Consider the following 22,729-nt stretch of genomic DNA (forward strand, 5'->3'; position numbering starts at 1 on the left):
GGTGTCACGGGCAAGCGGCTCAGTGGTGACGTGGCTTGAGGATCGCCGGTTTTTCGTCGGGTGCGTTGCACAGCAGGTACAGGGCGGTGAGCGCTTCCGGGATCTGTACGATCATGTCGTCCATCAGGTTGGCGTCGGCGGCGATGTCGGAAAACTCCGGCTGGTCGTCGAACAGGCCCGAACCGACCATGATCGGCAACAGCATTTCGCTGACTTCTTCTTCGGCGGTTTCAAACCAGGCGGCTTCGCGCAGGAACACGCCTTCCATGAAGCCGATGCACCAGCCGCGCAGGTCGGAGTCATCCGGTTCTTCGCCGAGGTCCAGCTCGCACGGCAGCTCGAATTCCTCGTCGGAAGCCAGTTGGCGACCGATGTGGGCCTTGAGGGCGAGCAGGGTGGATTCGATTTCTTCGCGTTGGGCGGCGTCGGTGTAGTGCGGCTCTTCGGCGAACAGTGCATCGATCCATTCACGGTCGGGCACGACCTCGGAGCAGATCGACAGGGCGGTCAGGTAGCCGTGGGCGGCCACGTAGTCCAGCGCCTCGTCATGCAGCTCATCGGCGTCGAGGAAGGCTTGCAGGCGGGTTAGTTGCTCAGCGAAGGACATTGAAGGACTACCTTGGGAATAAACGATGCTGAATTCTAGGCCTTCTTGAGCGCCCAGGCCAGCCACACTGCATATTTGCCAGGTTTTAGATAGCGCTCGCTGTTCGTCAGTGGCGCCCTTTGCCGGGTATCGCTCGGGTATACTGCCGCGTTTTGTGATGCCCTTGCAGGCTAGGCGCCAGTCCGCGAAAACTTCGCTTACGGATTATTTCCCGTGAAAGCGCATTTCTTCGGCCAGCCTGTACAGAGGGTTTTCGGCACTATTTTGGAGTTTTACATGCTCGAGCAGGCACAACGCGTCCTCAAGGACATCTTCGGCTACGACAGTTTTCGTGGCCGCCAGGGTGCGATCATTGAGCGCGTGGCCAGTGGCGGTGACGCACTGGTACTGATGCCTACCGGCGGCGGCAAGTCATTGTGCTTCCAGGTGCCGGCGCTGTTGCGCAACGGCCTGGCCGTGGTGGTGTCGCCTTTGATCGCGTTGATGGACGACCAGGTCGCGACCCTCGAAGAACTCGGTGTTGCTGCGGCGTCCTTGAACTCCACCCTCAGTGCCGAGCAGCAACGCGACCTGGCTGCGCGGATCAAGCGCGGTGAAGTGAAGATGCTCTACCTGGCCCCCGAGCGCCTGGTGCAGCCGCGCATGCTGGCCTTTTTGCAGAGCTTGGAAATCGCCCTGTTCGCCATCGATGAAGCCCACTGCGTATCGCAATGGGGCCATGATTTCCGCCGCGAATATTTGCAGCTTGGCCAGTTGGCGGAGCTGTTTCCCGATGTGCCGCGCATCGCTCTGACGGCCACTGCCGACAAGCGCACCCGCGAAGAAATCGTCGAGCGCCTGCATCTGCAGAACGCTGAGCGCTTCCTGTCGAGTTTCGACCGGCCGAATATTTTCTACCGCATCGTGCCCAAGGAGCAGCCGCGCAAGCAGTTGCTGGCGTTCCTCTCCGAGCGGCGCAGCGATGCGGGGATTGTCTATTGCCTGTCGCGCAAGAAGGTCGACGAAGTGGCGGCGTTCCTGTGCGAGCAGGGTTACCCGGCGCTGCCTTATCACGCCGGCCTGCCCAACGAAACGCGTTCGGCTCACCAGAAGCGCTTCCTCAACGAGGAAGGCCTGATCATGGTGGCCACCATTGCGTTCGGCATGGGCATCGACAAGTCCAACGTGCGCTTCGTCGCGCACATGGACCTGCCCAAGTCCCTCGAGGCGTACTACCAGGAAACCGGGCGTGCCGGCCGTGATGGTCTGCCTGCGGATGCGTGGATGGTCTACGGCCTGCAGGATGTGGTGATGCTCAAGCAGATGCTGCAGAACTCCGAGGGCGATGAGCGTCATAAGCGTCTGGAGCAGCACAAGCTCGACGCGATGCTCTCGCTGTGCGAGGAGACCCGTTGCCGTCGCCAGACCTTGCTGGCGTATTTCGACGAAGACATGCCTGAGCCTTGTGGCCATTGCGATAACTGCGTCGACGGCGTGCAGACCTGGGACGCCACTGAGCCGGCGCGCCAGGGGTTGTCTGCCATCTATCGCACGGGCCAGCGTTATGGCGTGGGCCATCTGGTGGACGTATTGCTGGGCAAGGACAACGAGAAAGTCCGCAGCTTCGGCCACGAGAAACTCTCGGTCTACGGCGTCGGCAAGGCCCGCGCAGAAGGCGAGTGGCGCTCGCTGTTCCGGCAGATGGTTGCGCGTGGGTTGGTAGATATCGATATCGAAGGCTTTGGCGGCCTGCGCCTGAACGACAGCTGCCGGCCGTTGCTCAAGGGTGAGGTCAGCCTGGAGTTGCGCCGCGACCTCAAGCCGCAGACCACCGCCAAGAGCAGCACCAGCCAGGCCAGCCAACTGGTGCGTGGCGAGGAGCGTGAACAGTGGGAAGCGTTGCGCACCCTGCGGCGCAAACTGGCGCAGGAACACAGCGTGCCGCCGTACGTTATTTTCCCTGACTCCACGCTGCTGGAGATGCTGCGCGAGCAACCCACCAGCATGGCCGAGATGGCGCGGGTCAGCGGCGTGGGCGCGCGCAAGCTGGAGCGTTACGGCCAGGCCTTCCTCGAAGTCCTCGGCGGCCAGGCCGAAGCGCCGAAGGAAGTCGCCGATATTCGCCACGAGCTGATCAGCCTGGCACGCGCCGGCATGACCCCGATCCAGATCGCCGGTCAGTTGCAGTGTTCGGAGAAGAACGTCTACACCTTGCTCGCTGAATCGATCGGCAAGCAGCAGCTGTCGCTGGAGCAGGCCCTCGATCTGCCAGAGGATCTGCTCGGGGAAATCCAGGACGCGTTCCTCGACGGAGAGGGCGAATTGCCATCGGTGGCGGAGATTGCGCCGCTGTTTACCGGGCGCGTACCTGAGGGTGTGTTGTATTGCGTGCGGGCGGCTTTGCAGTCTGAATTCGAGATTTAGTGCGCCGATCAGGACAATGTAACGAATCAGTACATAGCAACTCTTGCCTACTGGCAAAGCTCATGCTTAGCTGACTAATAATTAGCCACACTTTATTTTCAGTCTAAAACATGAGTTTTTTATGCCGTTAACCGATCAACACCGATTTGGCATGCAGCTGGCACAAATGTCCCGTGGTTGGCGTGCCGAGCTGGACCGTCGCCTGGCCGGGCTTGGGCTCTCCCAGGCGCGCTGGCTGGTGCTGCTGCACCTTGCTCGTTTCGAAGACGCACCCACCCAGCGTGAATTGGCGCAAAGTGTTGGCGTCGAGGGGCCGACACTGGCCCGCCTGCTGGACAGCCTTGAGGCCCAGGGCCTGGTGCAACGCCAGGCCGTGGTGGAAGACCGTCGTGCCAAGCGCATCCTGCTGTGTGACACCGCCCGACCGCTGATCGAACAGATCGAAACCATCGCCACCGCGCTGCGCCACGAGTTGTTTGTGGGTGTGGACGAAGCCGATTTGCGTGTGTGCATGCGGGTGCATGGGCACATCCTGGCGAATCTGGAAAAGTCCTGACCTCACCTACGCTGCAGGTCAAAAATGTGGGCGCTGGCTTGCCTGCGATAGCATCACCTCGGAGTCTCTGAACAACTGAGGTACCTGCATCGCAGACAAGCCAGCGCCCACATTTGGTTTAGCGCACAACCTTTTTAGAACGTCTGGCCCAGGTTCAGGTACACCGCCTTCTGGTTGTCATCGTTGAACCCATAGCTGAAGTTCAGCGGCCCCAAGGGTGTATCGAAGCCCAGGAAAATGCTGGCTGCGTTGATGTAGCCACTGTCGAATTCATTGTCGTTGTTCCACGCTCGGCCCCGTTCCAGCGAGGCTCCCAGGTACAGCGGGAAATCCAGCGGCAGGTACGAACGTGGCGTGAGCCGGCGGTAGTACACGGCCCGCATCAGGCTGATGTTCTGCCCTGAAATCGCATCCTGGCGGAAGCCCGACAATTGCCGCGCACCGCCCAGCAGGAAGCTGGAGATCACCACATCGGAATCATCCAGGGTGCGTCCGTAGCGTCCACCCAGCACCAGGGTGTCCGGGCCGTGGCTCATGGCCTTGTCCAATTTGAATTCCCATTGGCGATAGCGCTGGTCCGAACCCAGCCCCGGTTCGAATTCGCGGTAGGCCAGGCCGATGTCTTCGCCGGTGTGCGGGAAGTACACGTTGTCCAGGGAGTCGAAGGAGTACTTCAGCTCATAGAAGCCTTCGCTGAAACTCACACTGGGCAGATCGCGGTCGCCGATGCGCACGTCCGCCTTGCCCCAGGCTTCGCCGACGCCGAAGCGTATTTCGCCGCTGTTGCCGATCTGCCTGCCTACGTTCAAGCCGAAGCCGTAGCGTTCCAGGCGGTATTCGGAGATGGGATCGTTGTCCAGGATCAGCTCGACGTTCTGTACCTGGGCACTGATGTAAGGCGCGACAAAGTAACGCGAGCCGGTGTCCATCGGCTGGTAGAACTCGCTGTACAGCTCTTGCCGGTCACCGATCTGTACGCGCGTCAGCCATTCGGCGCCCAGGCGGTTGATGCCGTTCATGCGGTAGCTGGCGCCGAGGTTGAAGGCACTGTCGCCACGCATGTCATCGGAGAGGTTCAGGCCCAGGCGCAGGTAGTCTGTGCCGCTGCGCTTGCCGCGCGCGCTGATCACCAGGGTATTGTCCTGGCCTTTCTTGACCACGCGGTACTGCACCTGCTCGAAGTAATCCAGGCCGTACAAGGTGCCCATGTCCGACTGCAGGCGGCCGAGGTTCAGCGGTTCGCCCAGGGGTTGGCGGATGTAGTAGCGGATGACGTCGTCGCTGACTTTCGAGTCGTTCTCCACGTTGATGGCGGTGATCACCGGCGTACGTTCGCCGGGGGTACGGGCGGCCACCAATTGCGGGTCGATCGGTTCGGCGGGGCGCAGGTGTGCCAGGCGCGCATCAAGGGCGCGCGTGGCGCGGTAGCCGGCGTCGATCATGTCTTTGGCGCGGCCGAAGTCGGTCACCCCAAAGGCGGCGAGGGGCGGCTGGATCAGTACGTCCTTGGGGTGCAGGTCCTTGAGTTGTTCTTCGGAGTTGCGCCGGGTCATCAGCGTGATTGACTGGTTGAGCACGTCCACCACCGTGGCCAGTTGTTTGCGCGAGCGCAGCGGGGTGCCGATGTCGACGACGATGGCGATGTCCACGCCCATTTCCCGCGCCACATCCAGCGGGATGTTATCGGTCATGCCGCCGTCCACCAGCAGCCGGCCGTCCAGCTCCACCGGGGCGAACACCGCCGGGATCGACATGCTGGCGCGGATCACCTGGGGAAGGTGGCCCTTGCGGAACACCACCTTCTCGCCGGTGGTGATATCGGTGGCCACCGCCCTGAAGGGAATGGGCAGCTTGTCGAAATTACGCGTATTGCTGCTGTGGGCGAACATGCTTTCCAGCAGCAGCGCCAGGTTCTGGCCCTGGATCACCCCCAATGGCAGGCCCAGGCTGCCGTCGTCACGGAAACTGAGTTTTTGTTTCACCAGGAAATCCCGATCATCCTGCTTGCGCCGGAACGGCACGTCTTCCCGGGGTGGTGCGTCGGACAGCGCCTGTTGCCAGTCGATGCTCAGCGCCAGCTTTTCCAGCTCGTCGATCTTGTAGCCCGAGGCGTAGAGCCCTCCGATCACCGCGCCCATGCTGGTGCCGGCAATCGCATCGACCTGGATGCCTTGCTCTTCCAGCGCCTTGAGCACGCCAATATGGGCCAGGCCACGGGCGGCGCCGCCGGACAGCACCAGGCCGATTTTCGGGCGCGGCGATTCAACGGCATCGGCAAGAACAGGGAGCAGGCACAGAAGCAGGCAGGACAGCAGGCGGCGCATCATGAATCTCGAGGCTGGGCGATAAAGGCCGGTATTATAGCCACTCGATCCGCTGAGTCCGTTACGCCAGGAGCCTCCAAGTCATGTCTTCGATCAAACCCGAGATCGTTATCACCTATTGCACACAGTGTCAGTGGCTACTGCGCGCGGCGTGGTTGGCGCAGGAATTGTTGAGTACGTTTGCCGATGACCTGGGCAAGGTGTCGCTGGCACCGGCTACCGGTGGCGCATTCCGCATCACCTGCGATGGCGTGCAGATTTGGGAACGCAAGGCCGAGGGTGGCTTTCCCGAAGCCAAGGTGCTCAAGCAGCGCGTGCGCGACCAGATCGACCCGCAGCGTGACCTGGGGCACAACGACCGTACGCAGTGACAGTCACCGTCGTAAGCCGGCGGTGACCGTGCTGGGGGGGATTATTTGGTGGCCATCTTTTGCTTGATGAAGCCAATCAGCCAAGTCAGCACCAGCCCGCCGACGCCACCGCCGACAATATTGCTGCCGACTGCCGCCACATCCAGCGCTTCGCCACCGGAGGTGCCCGTGAGCGCCGCGACGACCTGGCCCAGCACCAACCCGCCGACACCTCCTATCACTGTATTAAGCCCCGTCCCAAGACTCTGCTTGGTCATTCCGGCGAGGTTGCCGCCGACGGCGCCGCTGATGATCTGCACCAACAAACTGATGAACATTTCCATGGTAAAGCTCCCGCATCGCGTTGAGGTTTTGACCACTCGCGTGCAGCAACTTCGGAGAACACCCAGGCTGTCGTCGAGCTGTCGATTATCCGGTGAACGACGACAAACTGTTGCGGATGTTCAAAGTGTAGATCAAGCCGCTGCCACGGGCTGTTTGGCCTGGCTGGCGCCGCCCATCAAGCCGGACAGCACAATGGCGATGATGATCAGCACGCCGCCCAGAAGCATGCGCAATGTCGGGGTTTCGGCAAACAGCAGCCAGGCCGCAGTGATGCCGTAGACCGGCTCCATGGCGAACACCACCGAGGCGGTGCGCGCCTTGATCACTGCGAGGCTGGCGACAAACAGGCTATGGGCCAGGCCCGTGCAGAACACCCCGAGCAAGCCGATCCACAGCCAGTCGAGCGCCCGCACCTCGGAGAGCCCCGGTGCCGCCACGGGCAACAGGCACAGCGCAACCACCACGTTCTGGCACAGCGCCGCCTGCACCGCCGGGATGCGTCCGGAGCTGGCGCGGTTGTTCAGTGACAACAGGGAAAACAGCAGCCCCGAGGCGATCCCCCAGAGCAACCCGCCGGTGGCTTCACTGGCGAGGTTGAAGTCGGGGGTCACCAGCACCAGGCCGACGCTGACCAGCACTACCAGCACCACTTCGTTGGCGCGGATGCGCTCGCGGAAGATCAGCCCTTCGAGGATCACGGTAAAGGCTGGGAAAGCGGTAAAACCCAGGGTTGCAACGGCCACGCCGGCGACTTTTACCGCCATAAAGAAGGTCACCCAATGCGCCGCTAGCAATACGCCGCTGACCAGCAGCCGGCGCCAGTCGCGCAGTTCCAGCGTTTTCCAGGCGGTGTTGCTGGCAAACCGGGCAAAGATCGCCAGGGCCAGCACGGCAAACACGGCGCGACCAAACACGATGATGGCCGGCGAGGCCGCCGCCAGTTTGCCGAATACGCCGGTAAGGCCAAACATCAGTGCGCCGATATGCAGGGCGCCGAGGGCTGAGCGGGGAGTCATTGCGGTCCTTGAATCAAGCGGGTGGCAGAAGCGCAGTCTAGTGGGTCACTTGTGCAGGCGTCTGTCGTCCGGCTCGCGATTTTTATCGCAAGACTCTTCCTACGCGTTGCGTCGCAATGCGCCCGGGGAGGCGCCAAATTCACGCAGCATCGCGGCGGCAAATGCACTTTGCGAGGTATAGCCGACGCGGTCAGCGATCTCACCAATGGGCAGCGGCGTCTTGCGCAGCAGGTCCAGGGCCATTTGCAGGCGGCGACTGCGGATATAGTCCATGGGCGTTTGCCCGCGTTCCGCCATGAACCGTGCATGCAGGCGTGCCACCGACAGGTCGGCGATGCGTGCCAGGTCTGCCACTTGCAACGGGTGTGCAACGTGGCGCTCGATGTGCGCATCGAACGCCGCATACGGCAGGCGCCGTCCCGGCAGTGGTTGGGCCTGCGGATGATTGAGGCTGGCCAGCAATAGCACCGCGCCTTGCTGCACGATCAGCGGGTCATCCACCGGGCTCTGCGCCAGCCATTGCACCAATTGGTTTTGCCGCGGGTCCAGGGCCAGCCGCGCGGGTTGGTCGAGCAGGCGGCGACTGGCATCGGCATGCTCGCCCAAGGATTGCAGCACCCAATGTTCGGTGGGCACATCCAGCACCAGGCAGCGGCTGCCATCGCGACTGCCGCACGCATGATGCGCGCGGAAGGGCAGCACCATCACGCTGCTTTCGCGCACTTGGCTGCCACGCCCATCGACTTCCAGGTCCAAATGCCCGGACAGGCCGAACACCAACTGCGCATGGTCATGGCTGTGGGCGAGGGGCGCTTCGACGTAGTGGCGTAGCGTGAGAGTGGGGCTCATCGCGGTCTCCTGGGTGGCTGGCGTCAGTCTACAACGCTTCGCGGTCGGCGAGCGCTGTCATCAGACTGACGCACATCTGTCATGGGCTATTAATCGCGCTGGCGCAAGCTCGCGAAAACACCGTCGAGGGACGCCCATGACCAGTGCCGAATTCACCAAGCCCAGCCGCAAGCAACGGGTGCGTACCCTGTGGATTTCCGATGTGCACCTGGGCACCCGGGATTGCCAGGCCGAACATCTGTCGCAGTTCCTCAAGGGCTACCACGCCGATAAGGTCTACCTGGTGGGTGACATCATCGATGGTTGGAAGCTGCGTGGCGGCATGTATTGGCCCCAGGCCCACACCAACGTGATCCGTCGCCTGCTGACCATGGCCAAGCGCGGCACCGAGGTGATCTACGTCACCGGCAACCACGACGAATTCCTGCGTCGCTATTCCAAGCTGATCCTGGGCAATATCCAATTGGTGGACGAAGCCGTGCACGTGACCGCCGATGGCCGGCACCTGCTGGTGATCCACGGTGATCAGTTCGATGTGATCACCCGCTATCACCGCTGGCTCGCTTTCCTCGGTGACTCGGCCTACGAATTTACCCTCACGTTGAACCGCTGGCTGAACCACTGGCGAGCGCGCTATGGCTATGGCTATTGGTCGCTGTCGGCGTACCTCAAGCACAAGGTCAAGACGGCGGTGAACTTCATCAGTGATTTTGAAGAGGCCATCGCCTACGAAGTGACCAAGCGCGAGTTGCATGGTGTGGTCTGCGGGCATATCCACCATGCGGAGATCCGCAAGGTGGGCGAGGTGGATTACCTCAATTGTGGGGATTGGGTGGAGTCGTGCACGGCATTGATCGAGCACTGGGATGGGAGCATCGAGTTGTATCGCTTGGCGGATGCGCAGGCCAAGGAAGCGCTGCTCAAGGCTGAGATGGTCGCGGGTTAAAAGGGTGTGCTCGATCCAAATGTGGCGGCGGGCTTACTCGCGAATCCAGAGTGTCAGTCACCTGATGCATTGACTGATACACCGCATTCGCGAGCAAGCCCGCTGCCAACGTGTTGATTCGGTTCCGTCAGTTGGAGACGTCCGCGATGGCTTCGGCGAGCAGCGCCAGGCGCGTCGCATCAATCCCCGCGACGTTAGCCCGTCCCGAGCTCACCATGTACACGCTGTGTTTTTCCCGCAGCTGTTTCACCTGCTCGGCACTCAAGCCGGTATAGGAAAACATCCCGCGCTGCGCGCCGATGTGCGCAAACCGCTCCGACAGGCCGTGGGGCGCCAATGCCTCTACCAGCCCGGAACGCAGGTGTGCGATGCGCGAACGCATGGCTTCGACCTCGTCGCTCCAGCGCTTTTTCAGCTCGGCGTCACCCAGGATGGTCGCCACCACCGCGGCACCATGATCCGGGGGTGTCGACCACAGGTTGCGCGCAGTATTTGCCAGCTGGCTGCGCACGTCCGTCAGCTTCTCGGCATCCTCCGCGCACACGATCAATGCGCCGACGCGGTCGCTGTACAGGCCGAAGTTCTTCGAGCAGGAGCTGGTGACCAGCACTTCCGGCAGTTCGGTCGCAAACAGCCGCACCGCCCAGGCGTCCTGCTCCAGGCCATCGCCAAAGCCCTGGTAGGCGAAGTCGATCAGCGGCAATAGCTGGCGTTCGCGCACGAGCTGCAGCACTTGGCGCCAGTCATCCTGCGACAGGTCGAAACCGGTCGGGTTATGGCAGCAGGCGTGCAACAGCACGACATCGCCCTTGGGCACAGTGGACAGGGTGGCGAGCATCGCCGCCACGTCCAGGCGATTGTCGGCGCCCACATACGGGTAATGGCTGACCGGGATCCCGGCCTTGGCGAAGATGGTTTCGTGGATCGGCCAGGTTGGGTTGCTCAACCAGACGCCACGGCCCGGCAGGTTGTGCGCGATGAAATCAGCGCTGAGGCGCAGGGCGCCGGTGCCGCCTGGGGTCTGGGTGGCGCCGGCACGGTGTTCACGGATCAGTGCGGAGTCCGCGCCGAGTACCAGCTCACTGATCAACTTGCCGAACGCGGCGTTGCCGTGGCCACCGATGTAGGTCTTGGTGGCCTGGGTGTCCACCAGGCGTTGTTCAGCCAGTTTCACTGAGTGTGGGATCGGCGTCAGCCCCTGATCATCCTTGTAGACACCAACGCCCAGGTCGAACTTGTTCGGGTGGGTGTCCTGGGCATACAGGTCCATCAACCCCAGGATAGGGTCGCCGGGCACGCGGCCAATGGCATCGAAATGCATTACTTGCGGCCCTCGGCGTCCTTGGCCACTTCGTCGGTGCGTGCGGCCATGATGAAGTCGTTGCGGTGCAGGCCCTTGATGGAGTGGCTCCACCAGGTCACGGTGACTTTGCCCCACTCGGTGAGCAGGCCTGGGTGATGGCCTTCGGCTTCGGAAATCTCGCCCATGGCGTTGGTGAACGCCAGGGCGAATTTGAAGTTCTTGAACAGGAAAACCTTTTCCAGCTGCATCACGCCGTCGCGGACTTCGATGTTCCAGTCAGGGATCTGCTTGAGCAGTACCGGCAATTCTTCATCGCTGACTTGCGGGGCATCGGCACGGCAGGCTTCGCAATGGGCTTGGTTCAAGGTGGTCATGGGGGTGTCCTGAATTCGAATGTGTGAAGGTCAGTAGCGTCACCCTAAAGCAACGCGGGGCCAGGGAACAGACTCACCTGGCCTCAATATGCAAGGTTCAAGCAGCCTTGGGCTTTGGCGGAAATTTCGGGGCATGCAGACCCAACTGCATGCCGCGCTCGACCATGCCCATGATGTCTTCCTGCGCCACTTCGAACAGACGCTTGAGGTTGGGCAGCACGAAGTACACAGGTTGCAGGATGTCGATGCGATAGGGCGTGCGCATCGCCTCCAGCGGGTCGAACAGCTGATGCTCAGGCTCGGACGACAGGCTGTACACCGTCTCCTTGGGCGACGACAGAATGCCGCCACCGTAGATGCGCCGGCCTTCGGGCGTGTCCACCAGGCCGAATTCGATGGTCATCCAGTACAGGCGCGCCAGGTACACCCGTTGCTCTTTGGTCGCCGCCAGGCCGAGCTTGCCGTAGGTGTGGGTGAATTCGGCGAACCAGGGGTTGGTCAGCAGCGGGCAGTGGCCGAAGATCTCGTGGAAGATATCCGGCTCTTGCAGGTAGTCCAGTTCTTCGCGGGTACGGATAAACGTCGCCACCGGAAACTGTTTGTTGGCGAGCAATTCGAAGAAGGTCTGGAAGGGGATCAGGGCCGGCACGCGTGCGACTTGCCAGCCAGTCGTCTCGGCAAGCACTTCGTTGATTTCGCCCAGTTGCGGAATACGGTCCATGGGCAGGCCGAGCTTGTCGATGCCGTCCAGGTATTCCTGGCAGGCGCGACCCTCGATCACTTTCAATTGGCGAGTGATCAGGGTGTTCCACACCGCGTGTTCTTCCGGCGGGTAGTGGATAAAACCTTGCGCGTCGGGCTCGCGGGCCACGTACTGCGTCTGCTTCATACGGCTCTCCTGCTAGGCATTCGTTCTTGTTATGTCCTGCGATGAGCCTATTGATAACCCGTTCGCGGCCCGATTCCATCTGTTTAAAGCGCTTTCCTGTAGGAAAAGTTACCGGTTTTCGTAAAGTATTCGTTACGCTTGCGCACGTGGTCGCCGCAATGGGCTGGGAAAACCGTCTGGGCTGTCACATAATCTTGACGACTATCTGCGAGCAGCGACAAAAAGACGCGGCGCCTACCCATTTTCAGAGCCTTCTCATGCGTATCAAAGTGCACTGCCAGAACCGCATCGGCATCCTGCGGGACATTCTCAACCTGCTGGTGGAGTACGGCGTCAACGTCGCCAAGGGCGAAGTGGGCGGTGAGCATGGCAACGCCATTTACCTGTATTGCCCCAACCTGGTGAACATGCAGTTCCAGGCACTGCGCCCGCAGTTCGAGGCGATTGCCGGGGTGTTCGGGGTAAAGAGGGTAGGGCTGATGCCCAGCGAGCGGCGGCATATGGAGCTCAATGCGCTGCTCGGCGCCTTGGAGTTTCCGGTGCTGTCGATTGACATGGGCGGCTCCATCGTCGCCGCTAATCGCGCAGCGGCGCAGTTGCTCGGGGTGCGGGTGGATGAGGTGCCGGGTATCCCGTTGTCGCGCTATGCCGAGGACTTCGATTTGCCGGAACTGGTGCGCGCGAGTAAATCGCGAATCAATGGCCTGCGGGTCAAGGTCAAGGGTGACGTGTTCCTGGCGGACATCGCGCCGCTGCAATCGTCCGAACATGATGACAGTGAAGCCATGGCCGGTGCGGTACTGACCCTTCACCGTGCGGACCGTGTCGGTGAGCGCATCTACAATGTGCGCAAGCAGGAGCTGCGCGGCTTTGACAGCATTTTCCAGAGCTCCAAAGTCATGGCTGCCGTGGTGCGCGAAGCTCGCCGCATGGCGCCGTTGGATGCGCCTCTATTAATAGAAGGCGAAACGGGCACCGGCAAGGAACTGTTGGCCCGCGCTTGTCACTTGGCCAGCCCGCGTGGGCAGTCGCCGTTGATGGCCCTTAACTGCGCCGGCCTGCCCGAGTCGATGGCCGAGACTGAACTGTTCGGCTACGGGCCCGGCGCCTTCGAAGGCGCGCGGGCCGAAGGCAAGCTGGGGCTGCTTGAGCTGACGGCCGGCGGTACGTTGTTCCTCGATGGTGTGGGGGAGATGAGTGCGCGCTTGCAGGCGAAACTGCTGCGCTTTTTGCAGGACGGCTGCTTCCGTCGCGTGGGCAGTGATGAAGAGGTGTACCTGGATGTGCGGGTGATTTGTGCCACGCAGGTGGACTTGTCCGAGCTGTGCGCCCGCGGCGAATTCCGCCAAGACCTCTACCACCGCCTCAACGTGCTGTCCCTGCATATTCCGCCGCTGCGCGAATGCCTTGACGGCCTGGCGCCGTTGGTTGAGCACTTTCTCGACCAGGCCAGCCGCCAGATAGGCTGCCCGCTGCCCAAGCTGGCCCCCGCCGCGATGGATCGCCTGAGTCATTACCACTGGCCAGGCAACGTGCGGCAGTTGGAAAATGTGCTGTTCCAGGCGGTGTCGTTGTGCGATGGCGGGACGGTCAAGGCCGAGCATATCCGCCTGCCGGACTACGGCGTACGCCAGCCCCTTGGCGATTTTTCCCTGGAAGGCGGCCTGGACGAAATCGTCGGGCGGTTCGAGAAGGCGGTCCTGGAAAGCTTGTACGCCGAGCATTCCAGTAGCCGGCAATTGGGCAAGCGACTGGGGGTATCCCACACCACCATCGCCAATAAATTGCGTGATTACGAAATCCTCAAGGCTGAGCGCGGTTAAGACCCGTGGGCGCTGGCTTGCCTGGGATTGCGGTCCTTCAGTCACTGATGAGCAAAAGGACACTCCGCTGTCGCAGGCAAGCCAGCGCCTACATGTGATCTTTGTCGCCAATAAGACCGCTCCTTGCCGCAGGCGGCAGTAGTCCGCCGTTTTTTCGACTCGCGCTCAACCCTGAAATCCTCACGCCTCGCCGCAAACCCCCGTCCCGCCTGCACTTTCTGCGCTTTTCAAAAGTTGGTTCGCAAATTGCTTAAGCCTCATCAGTACAGCGGTGGGCGGCAAGCGTCCGTCAGAAAGAGGAAAGAGCGTGGACAAGTACCTTTATGTGGCAATGACCGGCGCCAGCCAGAATGCGCTGGCGCAGAAGGCCCATGCCAACAACCTGGCGAACATCTCCACCAATGGTTTCCAGCGTGACCTGGAACAGGCACGTTCGATGCCGGTGTTCGGTGACAGCTTTCCGGCGCGGGCGTTTGCCATGACCGAGCGCCCAGCCACCGACTTCACCCCGGGTGCCATGATCGAGACCGGTCGTGACCTGGACGTGGCCGTCAACGGTAATGGCTGGATGGCCGTGCAGACCCCGGACGGCAGCGAAGCCTACGTGCGCAGCGCCAGCATGAACGTCGACGCATTGGGTGTGCTGCGGGCCGGCAACGGCATGCCGATCATGGGCAACGGTGGCCCGATCGCCGTGCCGCCCCAGCAGAAAATTGAAGTAGGTGCTGACGGCACCATCAGCATCCGCGCCATGGGCGAAGGCCCGCGGGTCATGGCTGAAGTGGACCGCATCAAGCTGGTCCAGCCAGACCTCAAGAACATGAATAAAGGCTTGGACGGCACCATCCATACCAAGGATGGCCAGCCGGCCCAGGCCGACGCGAACGTCACGCTGACGTCTGGCTTCCTGCAGGCGAGCAACGTCAATGCCGTGGAAGAAATGACCGCGGTGCTGGCGCTTTCCAAACAGTTCGAGCTGCACATCAAGATGATGAACAGCGCCAAGGAAGACGATCAGGCCATGACACGCGTCATGCAGATGAGCTGATAGTCACATCACTGACTCACTACTAATTTTGCAGCGCAGCGCCAACAAACAGGCGCACGAAGGAGAACAGCATGCTTCCGGCTCTATGGGTTGCCAAAACAGGTCTGTCCGCCCAGGACACCAACCTGACCACCATTTCCAACAACTTGGCCAACGTGTCGACCACGGGCTTCAAACGCGACCGTGCCGAGTTCCAGGACTTGCTCTATCAGATCAAGAAGCAGCCAGGCGCCCAGTCGACCCAGGACAGCGAACTGCCGTCGGGCCTGCAATTGGGTACCGGTGTGCAGATCGTCGGCACCCAGAAGAACTTCAGCGCCGGTAACCTGCAGCAGACCGGCCAGCCGCTGGACATGGCCATCAACGGCCGTGGTTTCTTCCAGATCCTGCAACCGGACGGCACCACGTCCTACACCCGTGACGGTACTTTCCACCTGGATTCCAACGGCCAGATCGTGACCGCCAACGGTTTCGCCCTGGAGCCGGCTGTTGTCGTTCCAGCAGATGCCAAGACCTTCACCGTCGGCAACGACGGCACCGTGTCCATCACCGTTGCCGGCAACCCGGCGTCGCAGGTGATCGGCAACCTGCAAACCGCCGACTTCATCAACCCGGCCGGCCTGCAGGCCATGGGTAACAACCTGTTCCTGGAAACCGCCTCCAGCGGCGCGCCACAAATCGGCACCCCTGGCTTGAACGGTTTCGGCACCACGCTGCAAAGCACCCTGGAAACGTCCAACGTGAGCACCGTTGAGGAGATGGTCAACATGATCACCACCCAGCGCGCCTACGAGATGAACTCCAAGGTGATTTCCACCGCCGACCAGATGCTTTCGTTCGTAACGCAGAATCTGTAATCAAGTCTATGGGGCGCTCTTGAGGGCGCCTGCAGCACCGTGAGGTAAGGGTCATGAATCGCTATGTTTCTGTTCTGGCATTGAGTGGGATTGCCGTGCTCGCGGGCTGTGTCGCCCCGACGCCAAAACCCAATGACCCGTACTACGCGCCGGTGTTGCCACGCACGCCGTTGCCGGCGGCCGCCAACAATGGCTCGATCTACCAGGCCGGTTTCGAGCAGAACCTGTACAGCGACCGCAAGGCGTTCCGGGTCGGTGACATCATCACCATCACCCTGAACGAGAAGACCCAGGCCAGCAAGAACGCCAACTCGCAGATCGGCAAGACCAGCAAGGCCGGCATTGGCCTGACCTCGTTGTTTGGCGCCGTACCGAACACCAATAACCCATTGGGCAGTGGCGACCTGAGCCTGGACGCCGGCTACAGCGGCGACCGTGCCACCAATGGCAAGAGCGCGGCGGGGCAGGGCAACAGCCTGACGGGTTCGATTACCGTGACCGTGGCCGATGTACTGCCCAACGGCATCATCGCCGTACGCGGTGAAAAGTGGATGACGCTCAACACTGGTGACGAGCTGGTGCGTATTGCCGGCATGGTCCGCGCCGATGACATCTCCACCGACAACACCGTGCCGTCGACGCGGATTGCCGATGCGCGCATTACCTATTCGGGTACAGGTTCGTTTGCTGATGCGAGTCAGCCGGGCTGGTTCGACCGTTTCTTCCTTAGCCCGCTGTTCCCTTTCTAGGTGGCCACTTTGAACTTCAAACAGCTGATGGCGGCCGCACTCCTGCTTTCCTTGAGCGCTGTCGCCCAGGCCGAACGCCTGAAGGACATCGCCAGCATCTCCGGCGTGCGTTCCAACCAGTTGATCGGCTACGGCCTGGTGGTAGGGCTCAACGGCACGGGTGACCAGACCACCCAGACCCCGTTCACCCTGCAGACCTTCAACAACATGCTGTCGCAGTTCGGCATCAAGGTGCCGGCCGGTTCGGGCAACGTGCAGCTCAAGAACGTCGCGGCCGTGTCCATCAGTGCCGACTTGCCGGCGTTTTCCAAGCCGGGGCAGGTGGTGGACATCACCGTGTCGTCCATCGGTAACTCGAAAAGCCTGCGCGGCGGCACCTTGCTGATGACGCCTCTGAAGGGTATCGACGGCAACGTCTATGCCATCGCCCAGGGCAACCTGGTCGTGGGCGGGTTCGATGCCGAGGGGCGCGACGGTTCGAAGATCACCGTCAACGTGCCGTCGGCCGGTCGTATCCCTGGCGGCGCCACGGTTGAACGCACCGTGCCGAGTGGTTTCAACCAGGGCAACAGCCTGACCCTGAACCTCAACCGCTCCGACTTCACCACTGCCAAGCGTGTGGTCGACAAGATCAACGACATGCTCGGCCCTGGCGTGGCCCAGGCCATCGACGGCGGCTCGATCCGTGTGACGGCGCCGCTGGACCCCAGCCAGCGTGTCGACTATTTGTCGATCCTGGAAAACCTTGAGGTCGACCCGGGCCAGGCCGTCGCCAAAGTCATCATCAACTCGCGTACCGGTACCATCGTGATCGGCCAGAACGTCAAGGTGTCGCCAGCGGCCGTGACCCACGGCAGCCTGACCGTGACCATCACCGAAGACCCGATCGTCAGCCAGCCTGGGCCGTTGTCCAACGGCCAGACGGCGGTAGTGCCGCGTTCGCGTGTCAATGCCCAGCAAGAAGCCAAGCCGATGTTCAAGTTCGGCCCTGGCACCACCCTGGATGAGATTGTCCGTGCGGTGAACCAGGTGGGCGCAGCGCCCGGCGACTTGATGGCGATCCTCGAAGCGCTGAAACAGGCCGGCGCCTTGCAAGCCGACCTGATCGTGATCTGAGGCGATGGCCATGGATATGCGCAAGAGCGGCATCAGCAGCACGGCGGACTCGGGGTCTTACTCCGACTTGAACCGGCTTAACCAGCTCAAGGTCGGCGACGACAAGAACAGCGAAGGCAACATGCGCAAGGTGGCGCAGGAGTTTGAGTCGCTGTTTTTGAGCGAGATGCTCAAGTCCATGCGTTCGGCCACCGAAGCGTTGGGTAAAGACAACCCGATGAACACGCCAGCGGCCAAGCAGTACCAGGAAATGTACGACCAGCAACTGGCCGTCTCGATGTCGCGCGAGGGCGGTGGTATCGGCCTGGCCGATGTGCTGATGCGCCAGATGCAGAAGAACAAACCGGTGGAGGCCCAGGCCGCTACCCTGCAAGGCCCGGCGGCGGCCGAGCCGGTGAAGAAGGTTGATGTGCCGACGGAAATTGCGGCAGGCACCCAGGCGCAAGGGCCGCTGGGCCGCTCCAATGGTCAGCGCCCGTTGTGGGCTTATCGCGTGGCGGAGCCACAGGCCGGCGCTGCAGCGTCCCACAGCAATGACATGGAGCTGATGAATCAGCGCCGCATTGCCTTGCCAAGCAAGCTGACGGATCGCCTGCTCGCCGGCATCGTGCCGAACGCGCCGGTCGCGATCGATGCCAAAAGCGCGCCGCTGCGTAACAGTGCGGCCGACGACAACGTGGTCAACAGCACCGCACGCACGTTTGCCGTGCCGAGCGGGCGCATGCAGGTCTACGGCCGTGCCGTGGCCCAGCCGCCGTTGGCGCCGGCGAAGAAGGCCTTCAGCTCGCAGGATGAATTTGTCGCCACCATGTTGCCGATGGCCAAGGCGGCCGCCGCGCGCATTGGTGTCGATCCGAAATACCTGGTGGCCCAGGCCGCCCTGGAAACCGGTTGGGGTAAATCGGTGATGCGCGCCGAAGATGGCAGCAGCAGCCACAACCTGTTCGGCATCAAGGCCGGCCAGAGTTGGCAGGGCGGCCAGGCCCGCGCAATCACCAGTGAGTTCCGTGACGGCGCGATGGTCAAGGAAACGGCGCAGTTCCGTTCCTACAACTCGTACCAGGACAGCTTCCATGACCTGGTGACATTGCTGCAAAGCAATGATCGCTATAAAGAAGTTGTGAAGTCGGCCGACAACCCGGAACAGTTTGTGCGCGAGTTGCAAAAAGCCGGGTACGCAACCGATCCGGACTACGCCAGCAAGATTTCGCAGATCGCAAAAACTATGAACAGTTACCAGAACTACGCTGCCGCGGGCGCAACCACACATTTATAAGGTCTGAACCATGAGTTTGCTCAGTATCGGGATGTCAGGGCTTAACGCCTCTCAAGGATCGTTGTCGGTCTTGAGTAACAACATTGCCAACGCCAATACCTCGGGATACTCGCGCCAGCAGACCACCCAGAATGCGAGTGCGTCGAACCCCTATGGCGGCGTGTTCATCGGCAGCGGCACGACCCTGGCTGACGTGCGCCGGGTCTATAACGAATTCCTCGATGCGGCCTACCAGAACAGTACCGCGCTGAATAATGACGCCAAGGCCTATTCGAGCCAGGCCAGTGCCATCGACAAGACCCTGTCGGACAAGACCACCGGTATGTCCTCGGTGCTCAGTGCGTTCTTTGCTGCCGTGCAGACCTCTGCGGCCAACCCCAGCGATGTGTCCGCACGCCAGGTGCTGCTGACTAGTGCCCAGACCTTGAGCAACCGCTTCAACTCGATCTCGACCCAGCTGAACCAGCAGAAAGAGTCGATCAATGGTCAACTCAAGACCATGAGCGATCAGGTCAACCAGTTGACCTCCTCGATTGCCTCGCTCAACAAGCAGATCACCCAGGCGCAGGGCTCCAGCAACAGTGCTCCGGCCAACCTGCTGGATGCGCGCAACGAGGCGGTGCGCTCGCTGAACGAATTGGTTGGCGTCACTGCTGTCGAGAAGAACGGTGTGTTCAGCGTCAGTACCGGCACTGGCCAGTCCTTGGTGCTGGGTGACCAGTCCAACAGTATTTCGGCCGTGCCGAGCGCGAGCGACCCGAGCCAGTACACCATCCAGCTCAATGCGGGCGGCGGCACCTCGGTGGACCTGGGTAACGTACTCAGTGGCGGCAGCATCGGTGGCTTGTTGCGTTATCGCAGCGATGCCTTGATGCCGGCCATCAATGACCTGGGGCGTATCGCAATTGTCACTGCGGACGCGGTCAACAGCCAGCTGGGCCAAGGCCTGGACCTGAACGGTGACTTTGGTTCGTCGTTGTTCAAGGACATCAACAGCGCCGCGGCCATTGCGCAGCGTAGCGTGGGCTCGGGGAACAACAGCACCGGTTCCGGCAACTTGAACGTGTCCATCAGCGACACCAGCAAGCTGACGACCTACGACTATAAAGTCACTTTCACCAGCGGCAACAACTACACGGTGATGCGTTCCGACGGCAAGTCCATGGGGGCGTTCGACACCACGACCACGCCGCCGCCGGTGATTGACGGGTTCACCCTGGCCTTGGACGGCAAGGGGCCGATGGCGGCAGGTGACAGCTTCAAAGTCAGCCCTACTGCCAATGGCGCGACCAGCATTGGCACCGATTTGAAGGACGCCAATAAGATCGCCTTCGCCGGGCCGTTGCTGGGCGAGGGCAGCAAGACCAACGAGGGTACCGGCACCTTTACGCCGCCGACGCTGACCTTGCCTATCGATATTCATGGCGGCGCCGACACCGCCCAACTGCGCACCGGGATTGAACACTCGATGCCGGTGAAGATGGTGTTTGGCAAGCCGGCGACCGACGGCACCCAGACCTATACGGTCAACGATGCGCAGGGCAACCCGATTGGCACCGGCAGCATCATTCCGGGCCAAAGCAACAACATCACCATCAACGTGCCAATGCGTGACGCCAACGGTGCGCTGGTCGTACCCGCCAAGAGCTTCAAGTTCGACACCACTGTCGGCGGTGCGCCCGCCGATGGCGACAGCACGACCTTTTCCTTCAATGCTTCGGGCAAGTCGGATAACCGTAATGCCCAGGCATTGCTCGACCTGCAGACCAAGGCGACCGTCGGCCTGGCGGATGGCAGCGGTGGCGGTGTGAGCTTGGTGGCGGCCAACAGCCGGCTGGTGTCGACCGTGGGTGCCAAGGCCGCTTCGGCCATTACCGACACCACCGCCACGGGCGCATTGCTCAAGGCCAACCAGGACGCACGCAACTCGGTATCCCAGGTCAACCTGGATGAAGAGGCGGGCGACATGATCAAGTTCCAGCAGTACTACACCGCGTCGTCGCAAATCATCAAGGCTGCGCAAGAAACCTTCAGTACGCTGATCAATAGTCTTTAAGGGAGTCTGGGACGATGCGCATTTCCACAGCACAATACTTCGAAACCAGTTCCGCCAAGTATTCGGATAACTACTCAAGCGTCGTGAAGGCCCAGAATCAGGCCAGCACCGGTGTGCGCGTAGAGACCGCCTCCGATGACCCGGTCGCGGCAGCGCGCCTGTTGATGCTGCAACAGCAGAAAGACATGCTGGGCCAGTTCAACGGCAACATCACCAGCTTGAAGAACTCGCTGACCAACGAAGAAAGCGTGTTGGGTTCGATCAACGACGCACTACAAGCCGCCAGTACCCTGGCCCTCCAGGCGGGTGGCTCGCTCAGTGATGCCGACCGCAAATCTATTGCCGGTCAGGTCGCGGCCTTGGAAGACCAGGTGCTGGGCCTGCTCAACAGCAAGGATTCGTCGGGTAACTACCTGTTTTCCGGTTCCAAGACGTCGACGCCGCCTTACAGTCGCAACAGTGACGGGACCTACACCTATCAGGGCGATGAGACTCCGTTGAGCCTGCAGGTCTCAGACACGTTGAAGGTCAGTGCTGGCGATACCGGCAAGAGCATCATGGGCGGTGCAGTCAACTCGGGCCGTACCCAATCGACATGGATCGTACCGCCGATCGTGCCGCCGGCAACGGCGCCGGTGCCCAATGACAACAAGGTCTCGTTGTCGGCCGGCCTGGTGACGTCGGGCACCGACTACACCAAGAAGTTCGCGGAAGGCCAGCCTTACAAGCTGACCTTTACTAGCAGCACCCAGTACAAGGTGTCTGATAAAGACGGCAACGATATCACTTCGGAAATTCCGGGCAACGGCACGTTTGATTCCACTAAGGAAGGCGCTTCCACGGTGAGCCTGCGGGGCGTGAACTTTGACATCAATCTCGATCTCAAGGGGGTTGCCCCGGGACCTGACTCCGATGCGTTGGTCAAGGACCGTTCGTTCAGCCTAGCCGCCAAACCCGACACTTTCAGTGTCTCGCGTACGCCGAGTAACACGTCCACAGCACAGTTGAATAATGCGACCGTGAGCGATCAGGCGGCGTATTCCAGTACCTTCCCTGCCAACAGTGGCGCGGTGATCAAGTTCACCTCCGGCACTGCGTATGAGGTGTATGCCCAACCGTACACGGCTGACAGCAAGGCCATTGCCACGGGCGACACCGGTGGCGGAACGACGGTGACTGCCGCCGGTGTGACTTTTGATATCAGCGGTACGCCACAAAACGGCGATCAGTTTGCGGTGGCTGCCAGTACGCAAAAGACCCAGAACGCGCTGGATACTTTGAGCCAGCTGCGCCAGGCGCTGGAGCAGCCAGCCGATGGAAACCCGGCGGCGATGCTCAAGTTGAAGGATGTCCTGAGCTCGTCGGTGGCCAATCTGGCCAACTCCCGTGCCCAGGTTGACAACGTGCGTGGCTCCATTGGCGCGCGCGGCGCGGCGCTGGACATCCAGGCCAGTGAAAACAACAGCATCGGCCTGGCCAATACCAGCACCATGAGTGACTTGGGCAACATCGACACGGCCCAGGCCGCGATCAACCTGACCTTGCAGCAAACCATGCTGCAGGCCTCGCAACTGGCCTTCGTGAAAATCTCGCAGTTGAGCCTGTTCAGCAAGATGTAAGTGGCGTTACTTCAAGCGGCTCGCTCTGGAAACAGGGCGGGCCGTTGCCGTTTCTAGGGTTTAATTGTTTGAAGGTTTTGCACAAAGCACGGACAATTGAGTGACCTGTGAGTCATAAAGCGCATCTTCACTGTATCGTGTGAAAAGGATAAGTCGTCACAGGGGCCTTGCGGGGCGGCTTTCAGCGAGATTTTTATGGGGTTATCCCCTTTATTGTCAGCAC

20 protein-coding genes are annotated in these 22,729 nt (G+C 61.3%); 12 read left to right on the forward strand and 8 right to left on the reverse strand.

Annotation, left to right across the window (positions count from 1 at the left end; translation table 11 throughout):
* Positions 1–19: 19 nt before the first annotated feature.
* Entirely contained in the window at positions 20–607 is a 588-nt protein-coding gene (locus CQ002_RS11010; RefSeq protein WP_016972455.1) for a YecA family protein, read from the reverse strand.
* A gap of 276 nt (positions 608–883) precedes the next feature.
* On the opposite strand from CQ002_RS11010, the gene recQ reads away from it, so the two are divergent.
* Together recQ and CQ002_RS11020 are read left to right on the forward strand one after the other, a co-directional pair.
* On the forward strand, positions 884–3,010 hold the full coding sequence (gene recQ / locus CQ002_RS11015; protein WP_105162654.1) for a DNA helicase RecQ: 2,127 nt from the start codon (positions 884–886) through the stop codon (positions 3,008–3,010).
* Between the two features lie 121 nt (positions 3,011–3,131).
* Entirely contained in the window at positions 3,132–3,566 is a 435-nt protein-coding gene (locus tag CQ002_RS11020; protein ID WP_069077945.1) for a MarR family transcriptional regulator, read from the forward strand.
* A gap of 134 nt (positions 3,567–3,700) precedes the next feature.
* On the opposite strand, the gene CQ002_RS11025 is transcribed toward CQ002_RS11020, so the two are convergent.
* Positions 3,701–5,890: a patatin-like phospholipase family protein gene (locus tag CQ002_RS11025; protein WP_105162653.1), complete on the reverse strand. Its 2,190-nt coding sequence runs from the start codon at positions 5,888–5,890 to the stop codon at positions 3,701–3,703.
* Positions 5,891–5,973: 83 nt separating this feature from the next.
* On the opposite strand from CQ002_RS11025, the gene CQ002_RS11030 reads away from it, so the two are divergent.
* Positions 5,974–6,261: a SelT/SelW/SelH family protein gene (locus tag CQ002_RS11030; protein WP_034107991.1), complete on the forward strand. Its 288-nt coding sequence runs from the start codon at positions 5,974–5,976 to the stop codon at positions 6,259–6,261.
* Between the two features lie 41 nt (positions 6,262–6,302).
* Here CQ002_RS11030 and CQ002_RS11035 read toward each other — a convergent pair whose 3' ends face one another.
* The 3 genes from CQ002_RS11035 to CQ002_RS11045 form a co-directional block, all read right to left on the reverse strand.
* Positions 6,303–6,584, reverse strand: a complete 282-nt coding sequence (locus CQ002_RS11035; RefSeq protein ID WP_069077944.1) for a hypothetical protein — start codon at positions 6,582–6,584, stop codon at positions 6,303–6,305.
* A 132-nt stretch (positions 6,585–6,716) separates the two neighbouring features.
* A complete protein-coding gene (locus tag CQ002_RS11040) occupies positions 6,717–7,601 on the reverse strand; it encodes a DMT family transporter (protein ID WP_034107987.1) in 885 nt (294 codons plus the stop codon).
* A gap of 99 nt (positions 7,602–7,700) precedes the next feature.
* On the reverse strand, positions 7,701–8,450 hold the full coding sequence (locus tag CQ002_RS11045; protein WP_105162652.1) for a helix-turn-helix domain-containing protein: 750 nt from the start codon (positions 8,448–8,450) through the stop codon (positions 7,701–7,703).
* Positions 8,451–8,586: 136 nt separating this feature from the next.
* On the opposite strand from CQ002_RS11045, the gene CQ002_RS11050 reads away from it, so the two are divergent.
* Positions 8,587–9,396 (forward strand): UDP-2,3-diacylglucosamine diphosphatase, encoded by an 810-nt coding sequence (locus CQ002_RS11050; protein WP_105162651.1) that lies wholly within the window; start codon positions 8,587–8,589, stop codon positions 9,394–9,396.
* Positions 9,397–9,523: 127 nt separating this feature from the next.
* Here the strand turns inward: CQ002_RS11050 and CQ002_RS11055 are convergent, their stop codons facing one another.
* The 3 genes from CQ002_RS11055 to phhA form a co-directional block, all read right to left on the reverse strand.
* Positions 9,524–10,717 carry an amino acid aminotransferase gene (locus tag CQ002_RS11055; protein ID WP_105162650.1) on the reverse strand — a complete coding sequence of 398 codons (1,194 nt, stop codon included), beginning with the start codon at positions 10,715–10,717 and terminating at the stop codon, positions 9,524–9,526.
* The gene (locus tag CQ002_RS11060) at positions 10,717–11,073 is read right to left on the reverse strand and encodes a 4a-hydroxytetrahydrobiopterin dehydratase (protein ID WP_010208721.1); all 357 of its coding nucleotides are present in this window, start codon (positions 11,071–11,073) and stop codon (positions 10,717–10,719) included. Before CQ002_RS11060 ends, CQ002_RS11055 begins: the two co-directional genes overlap by 1 nt.
* A gap of 97 nt (positions 11,074–11,170) precedes the next feature.
* Entirely contained in the window at positions 11,171–11,962 is a 792-nt protein-coding gene (gene phhA, locus CQ002_RS11065; RefSeq protein WP_034107983.1) for a phenylalanine 4-monooxygenase, read from the reverse strand.
* 257 nt (positions 11,963–12,219) lie between these two features.
* Here phhA and CQ002_RS11070 point away from each other — a divergent pair, with 257 nt between their 5' ends.
* From CQ002_RS11070 to CQ002_RS11105, 8 genes are all read left to right on the forward strand, one after another.
* Positions 12,220–13,785 (forward strand): sigma-54-dependent phenylalanine hydroxylase transcriptional regulator PhhR, encoded by a 1,566-nt coding sequence (locus tag CQ002_RS11070; RefSeq protein ID WP_034107982.1) that lies wholly within the window; start codon positions 12,220–12,222, stop codon positions 13,783–13,785.
* Positions 13,786–14,092: 307 nt separating this feature from the next.
* On the forward strand, positions 14,093–14,833 hold the full coding sequence (locus CQ002_RS11075; RefSeq protein ID WP_034107980.1) for a flagellar basal body rod protein FlgF: 741 nt from the start codon (positions 14,093–14,095) through the stop codon (positions 14,831–14,833).
* A 71-nt stretch (positions 14,834–14,904) separates the two neighbouring features.
* Positions 14,905–15,690, forward strand: a complete 786-nt coding sequence (gene flgG / locus CQ002_RS11080; RefSeq protein ID WP_005790105.1) for a flagellar basal-body rod protein FlgG — start codon at positions 14,905–14,907, stop codon at positions 15,688–15,690.
* 53 nt (positions 15,691–15,743) lie between these two features.
* On the forward strand, positions 15,744–16,439 hold the full coding sequence (gene flgH, locus CQ002_RS11085) for a flagellar basal body L-ring protein FlgH (protein WP_034107976.1): 696 nt from the start codon (positions 15,744–15,746) through the stop codon (positions 16,437–16,439).
* Positions 16,440–16,466: 27 nt separating this feature from the next.
* The gene (locus CQ002_RS11090; protein WP_033901075.1) at positions 16,467–17,555 is read left to right on the forward strand and encodes a flagellar basal body P-ring protein FlgI; all 1,089 of its coding nucleotides are present in this window, start codon (positions 16,467–16,469) and stop codon (positions 17,553–17,555) included.
* 4 nt (positions 17,556–17,559) lie between these two features.
* Complete coding sequence (gene flgJ, locus CQ002_RS11095; RefSeq protein ID WP_034107974.1) at positions 17,560–18,831, forward strand: flagellar assembly peptidoglycan hydrolase FlgJ; 1,272 nt, start codon at positions 17,560–17,562, stop codon at positions 18,829–18,831.
* Positions 18,832–18,841: 10 nt separating this feature from the next.
* Positions 18,842–20,887, forward strand: a complete 2,046-nt coding sequence (gene flgK, locus CQ002_RS11100; RefSeq protein WP_034107972.1) for a flagellar hook-associated protein FlgK — start codon at positions 18,842–18,844, stop codon at positions 20,885–20,887.
* A 14-nt stretch (positions 20,888–20,901) separates the two neighbouring features.
* Positions 20,902–22,506 carry a flagellar hook-associated protein 3 gene (locus CQ002_RS11105; protein ID WP_034107971.1) on the forward strand — a complete coding sequence of 535 codons (1,605 nt, stop codon included), beginning with the start codon at positions 20,902–20,904 and terminating at the stop codon, positions 22,504–22,506.
* Positions 22,507–22,729: the final 223 nt, after the last annotated feature.

This window comes from Pseudomonas sp. MYb13 (assembly GCF_002980075.1).
Taxonomy (GTDB): Bacteria; Pseudomonadota; Gammaproteobacteria; order Pseudomonadales; family Pseudomonadaceae; genus Aquipseudomonas; species Aquipseudomonas lurida.

Excerpts from the sequence above, each read along its gene's own strand:
- CQ002_RS11010 (WP_016972455.1), bottom strand. The coding sequence starts at position 607 with ATGTCCTTCGCTGAGCAACTAACCCGCCTGCAAGCCTTCCTCGACGCC.
- recQ (WP_105162654.1), top strand. The coding sequence starts at position 884 with ATGCTCGAGCAGGCACAACGCGTCCTCAAGGACATCTTCGGCTACGAC.
- CQ002_RS11020 (WP_069077945.1), top strand. The coding sequence starts at position 3,132 with ATGCCGTTAACCGATCAACACCGATTTGGCATGCAGCTGGCACAAATG.
- CQ002_RS11025 (WP_105162653.1), bottom strand. The coding sequence starts at position 5,890 with ATGCGCCGCCTGCTGTCCTGCCTGCTTCTGTGCCTGCTCCCTGTTCTT.
- CQ002_RS11030 (WP_034107991.1), top strand. The coding sequence starts at position 5,974 with ATGTCTTCGATCAAACCCGAGATCGTTATCACCTATTGCACACAGTGT.
- CQ002_RS11035 (WP_069077944.1), bottom strand. The coding sequence starts at position 6,584 with ATGGAAATGTTCATCAGTTTGTTGGTGCAGATCATCAGCGGCGCCGTC.
- CQ002_RS11040 (WP_034107987.1), bottom strand. The coding sequence starts at position 7,601 with ATGACTCCCCGCTCAGCCCTCGGCGCCCTGCATATCGGCGCACTGATG.
- CQ002_RS11045 (WP_105162652.1), bottom strand. The coding sequence starts at position 8,450 with ATGAGCCCCACTCTCACGCTACGCCACTACGTCGAAGCGCCCCTCGCC.
- CQ002_RS11050 (WP_105162651.1), top strand. The coding sequence starts at position 8,587 with ATGACCAGTGCCGAATTCACCAAGCCCAGCCGCAAGCAACGGGTGCGT.
- CQ002_RS11055 (WP_105162650.1), bottom strand. The coding sequence starts at position 10,717 with ATGCATTTCGATGCCATTGGCCGCGTGCCCGGCGACCCTATCCTGGGG.
- CQ002_RS11060 (WP_010208721.1), bottom strand. The coding sequence starts at position 11,073 with ATGACCACCTTGAACCAAGCCCATTGCGAAGCCTGCCGTGCCGATGCC.
- phhA (WP_034107983.1), bottom strand. The coding sequence starts at position 11,962 with ATGAAGCAGACGCAGTACGTGGCCCGCGAGCCCGACGCGCAAGGTTTT.
- CQ002_RS11070 (WP_034107982.1), top strand. The coding sequence starts at position 12,220 with ATGCGTATCAAAGTGCACTGCCAGAACCGCATCGGCATCCTGCGGGAC.
- flgG (WP_005790105.1), top strand. The coding sequence starts at position 14,905 with ATGCTTCCGGCTCTATGGGTTGCCAAAACAGGTCTGTCCGCCCAGGAC.
- flgH (WP_034107976.1), top strand. The coding sequence starts at position 15,744 with ATGAATCGCTATGTTTCTGTTCTGGCATTGAGTGGGATTGCCGTGCTC.
- CQ002_RS11090 (WP_033901075.1), top strand. The coding sequence starts at position 16,467 with ATGGCGGCCGCACTCCTGCTTTCCTTGAGCGCTGTCGCCCAGGCCGAA.
- flgJ (WP_034107974.1), top strand. The coding sequence starts at position 17,560 with ATGGCCATGGATATGCGCAAGAGCGGCATCAGCAGCACGGCGGACTCG.
- flgK (WP_034107972.1), top strand. The coding sequence starts at position 18,842 with ATGAGTTTGCTCAGTATCGGGATGTCAGGGCTTAACGCCTCTCAAGGA.
- CQ002_RS11105 (WP_034107971.1), top strand. The coding sequence starts at position 20,902 with ATGCGCATTTCCACAGCACAATACTTCGAAACCAGTTCCGCCAAGTAT.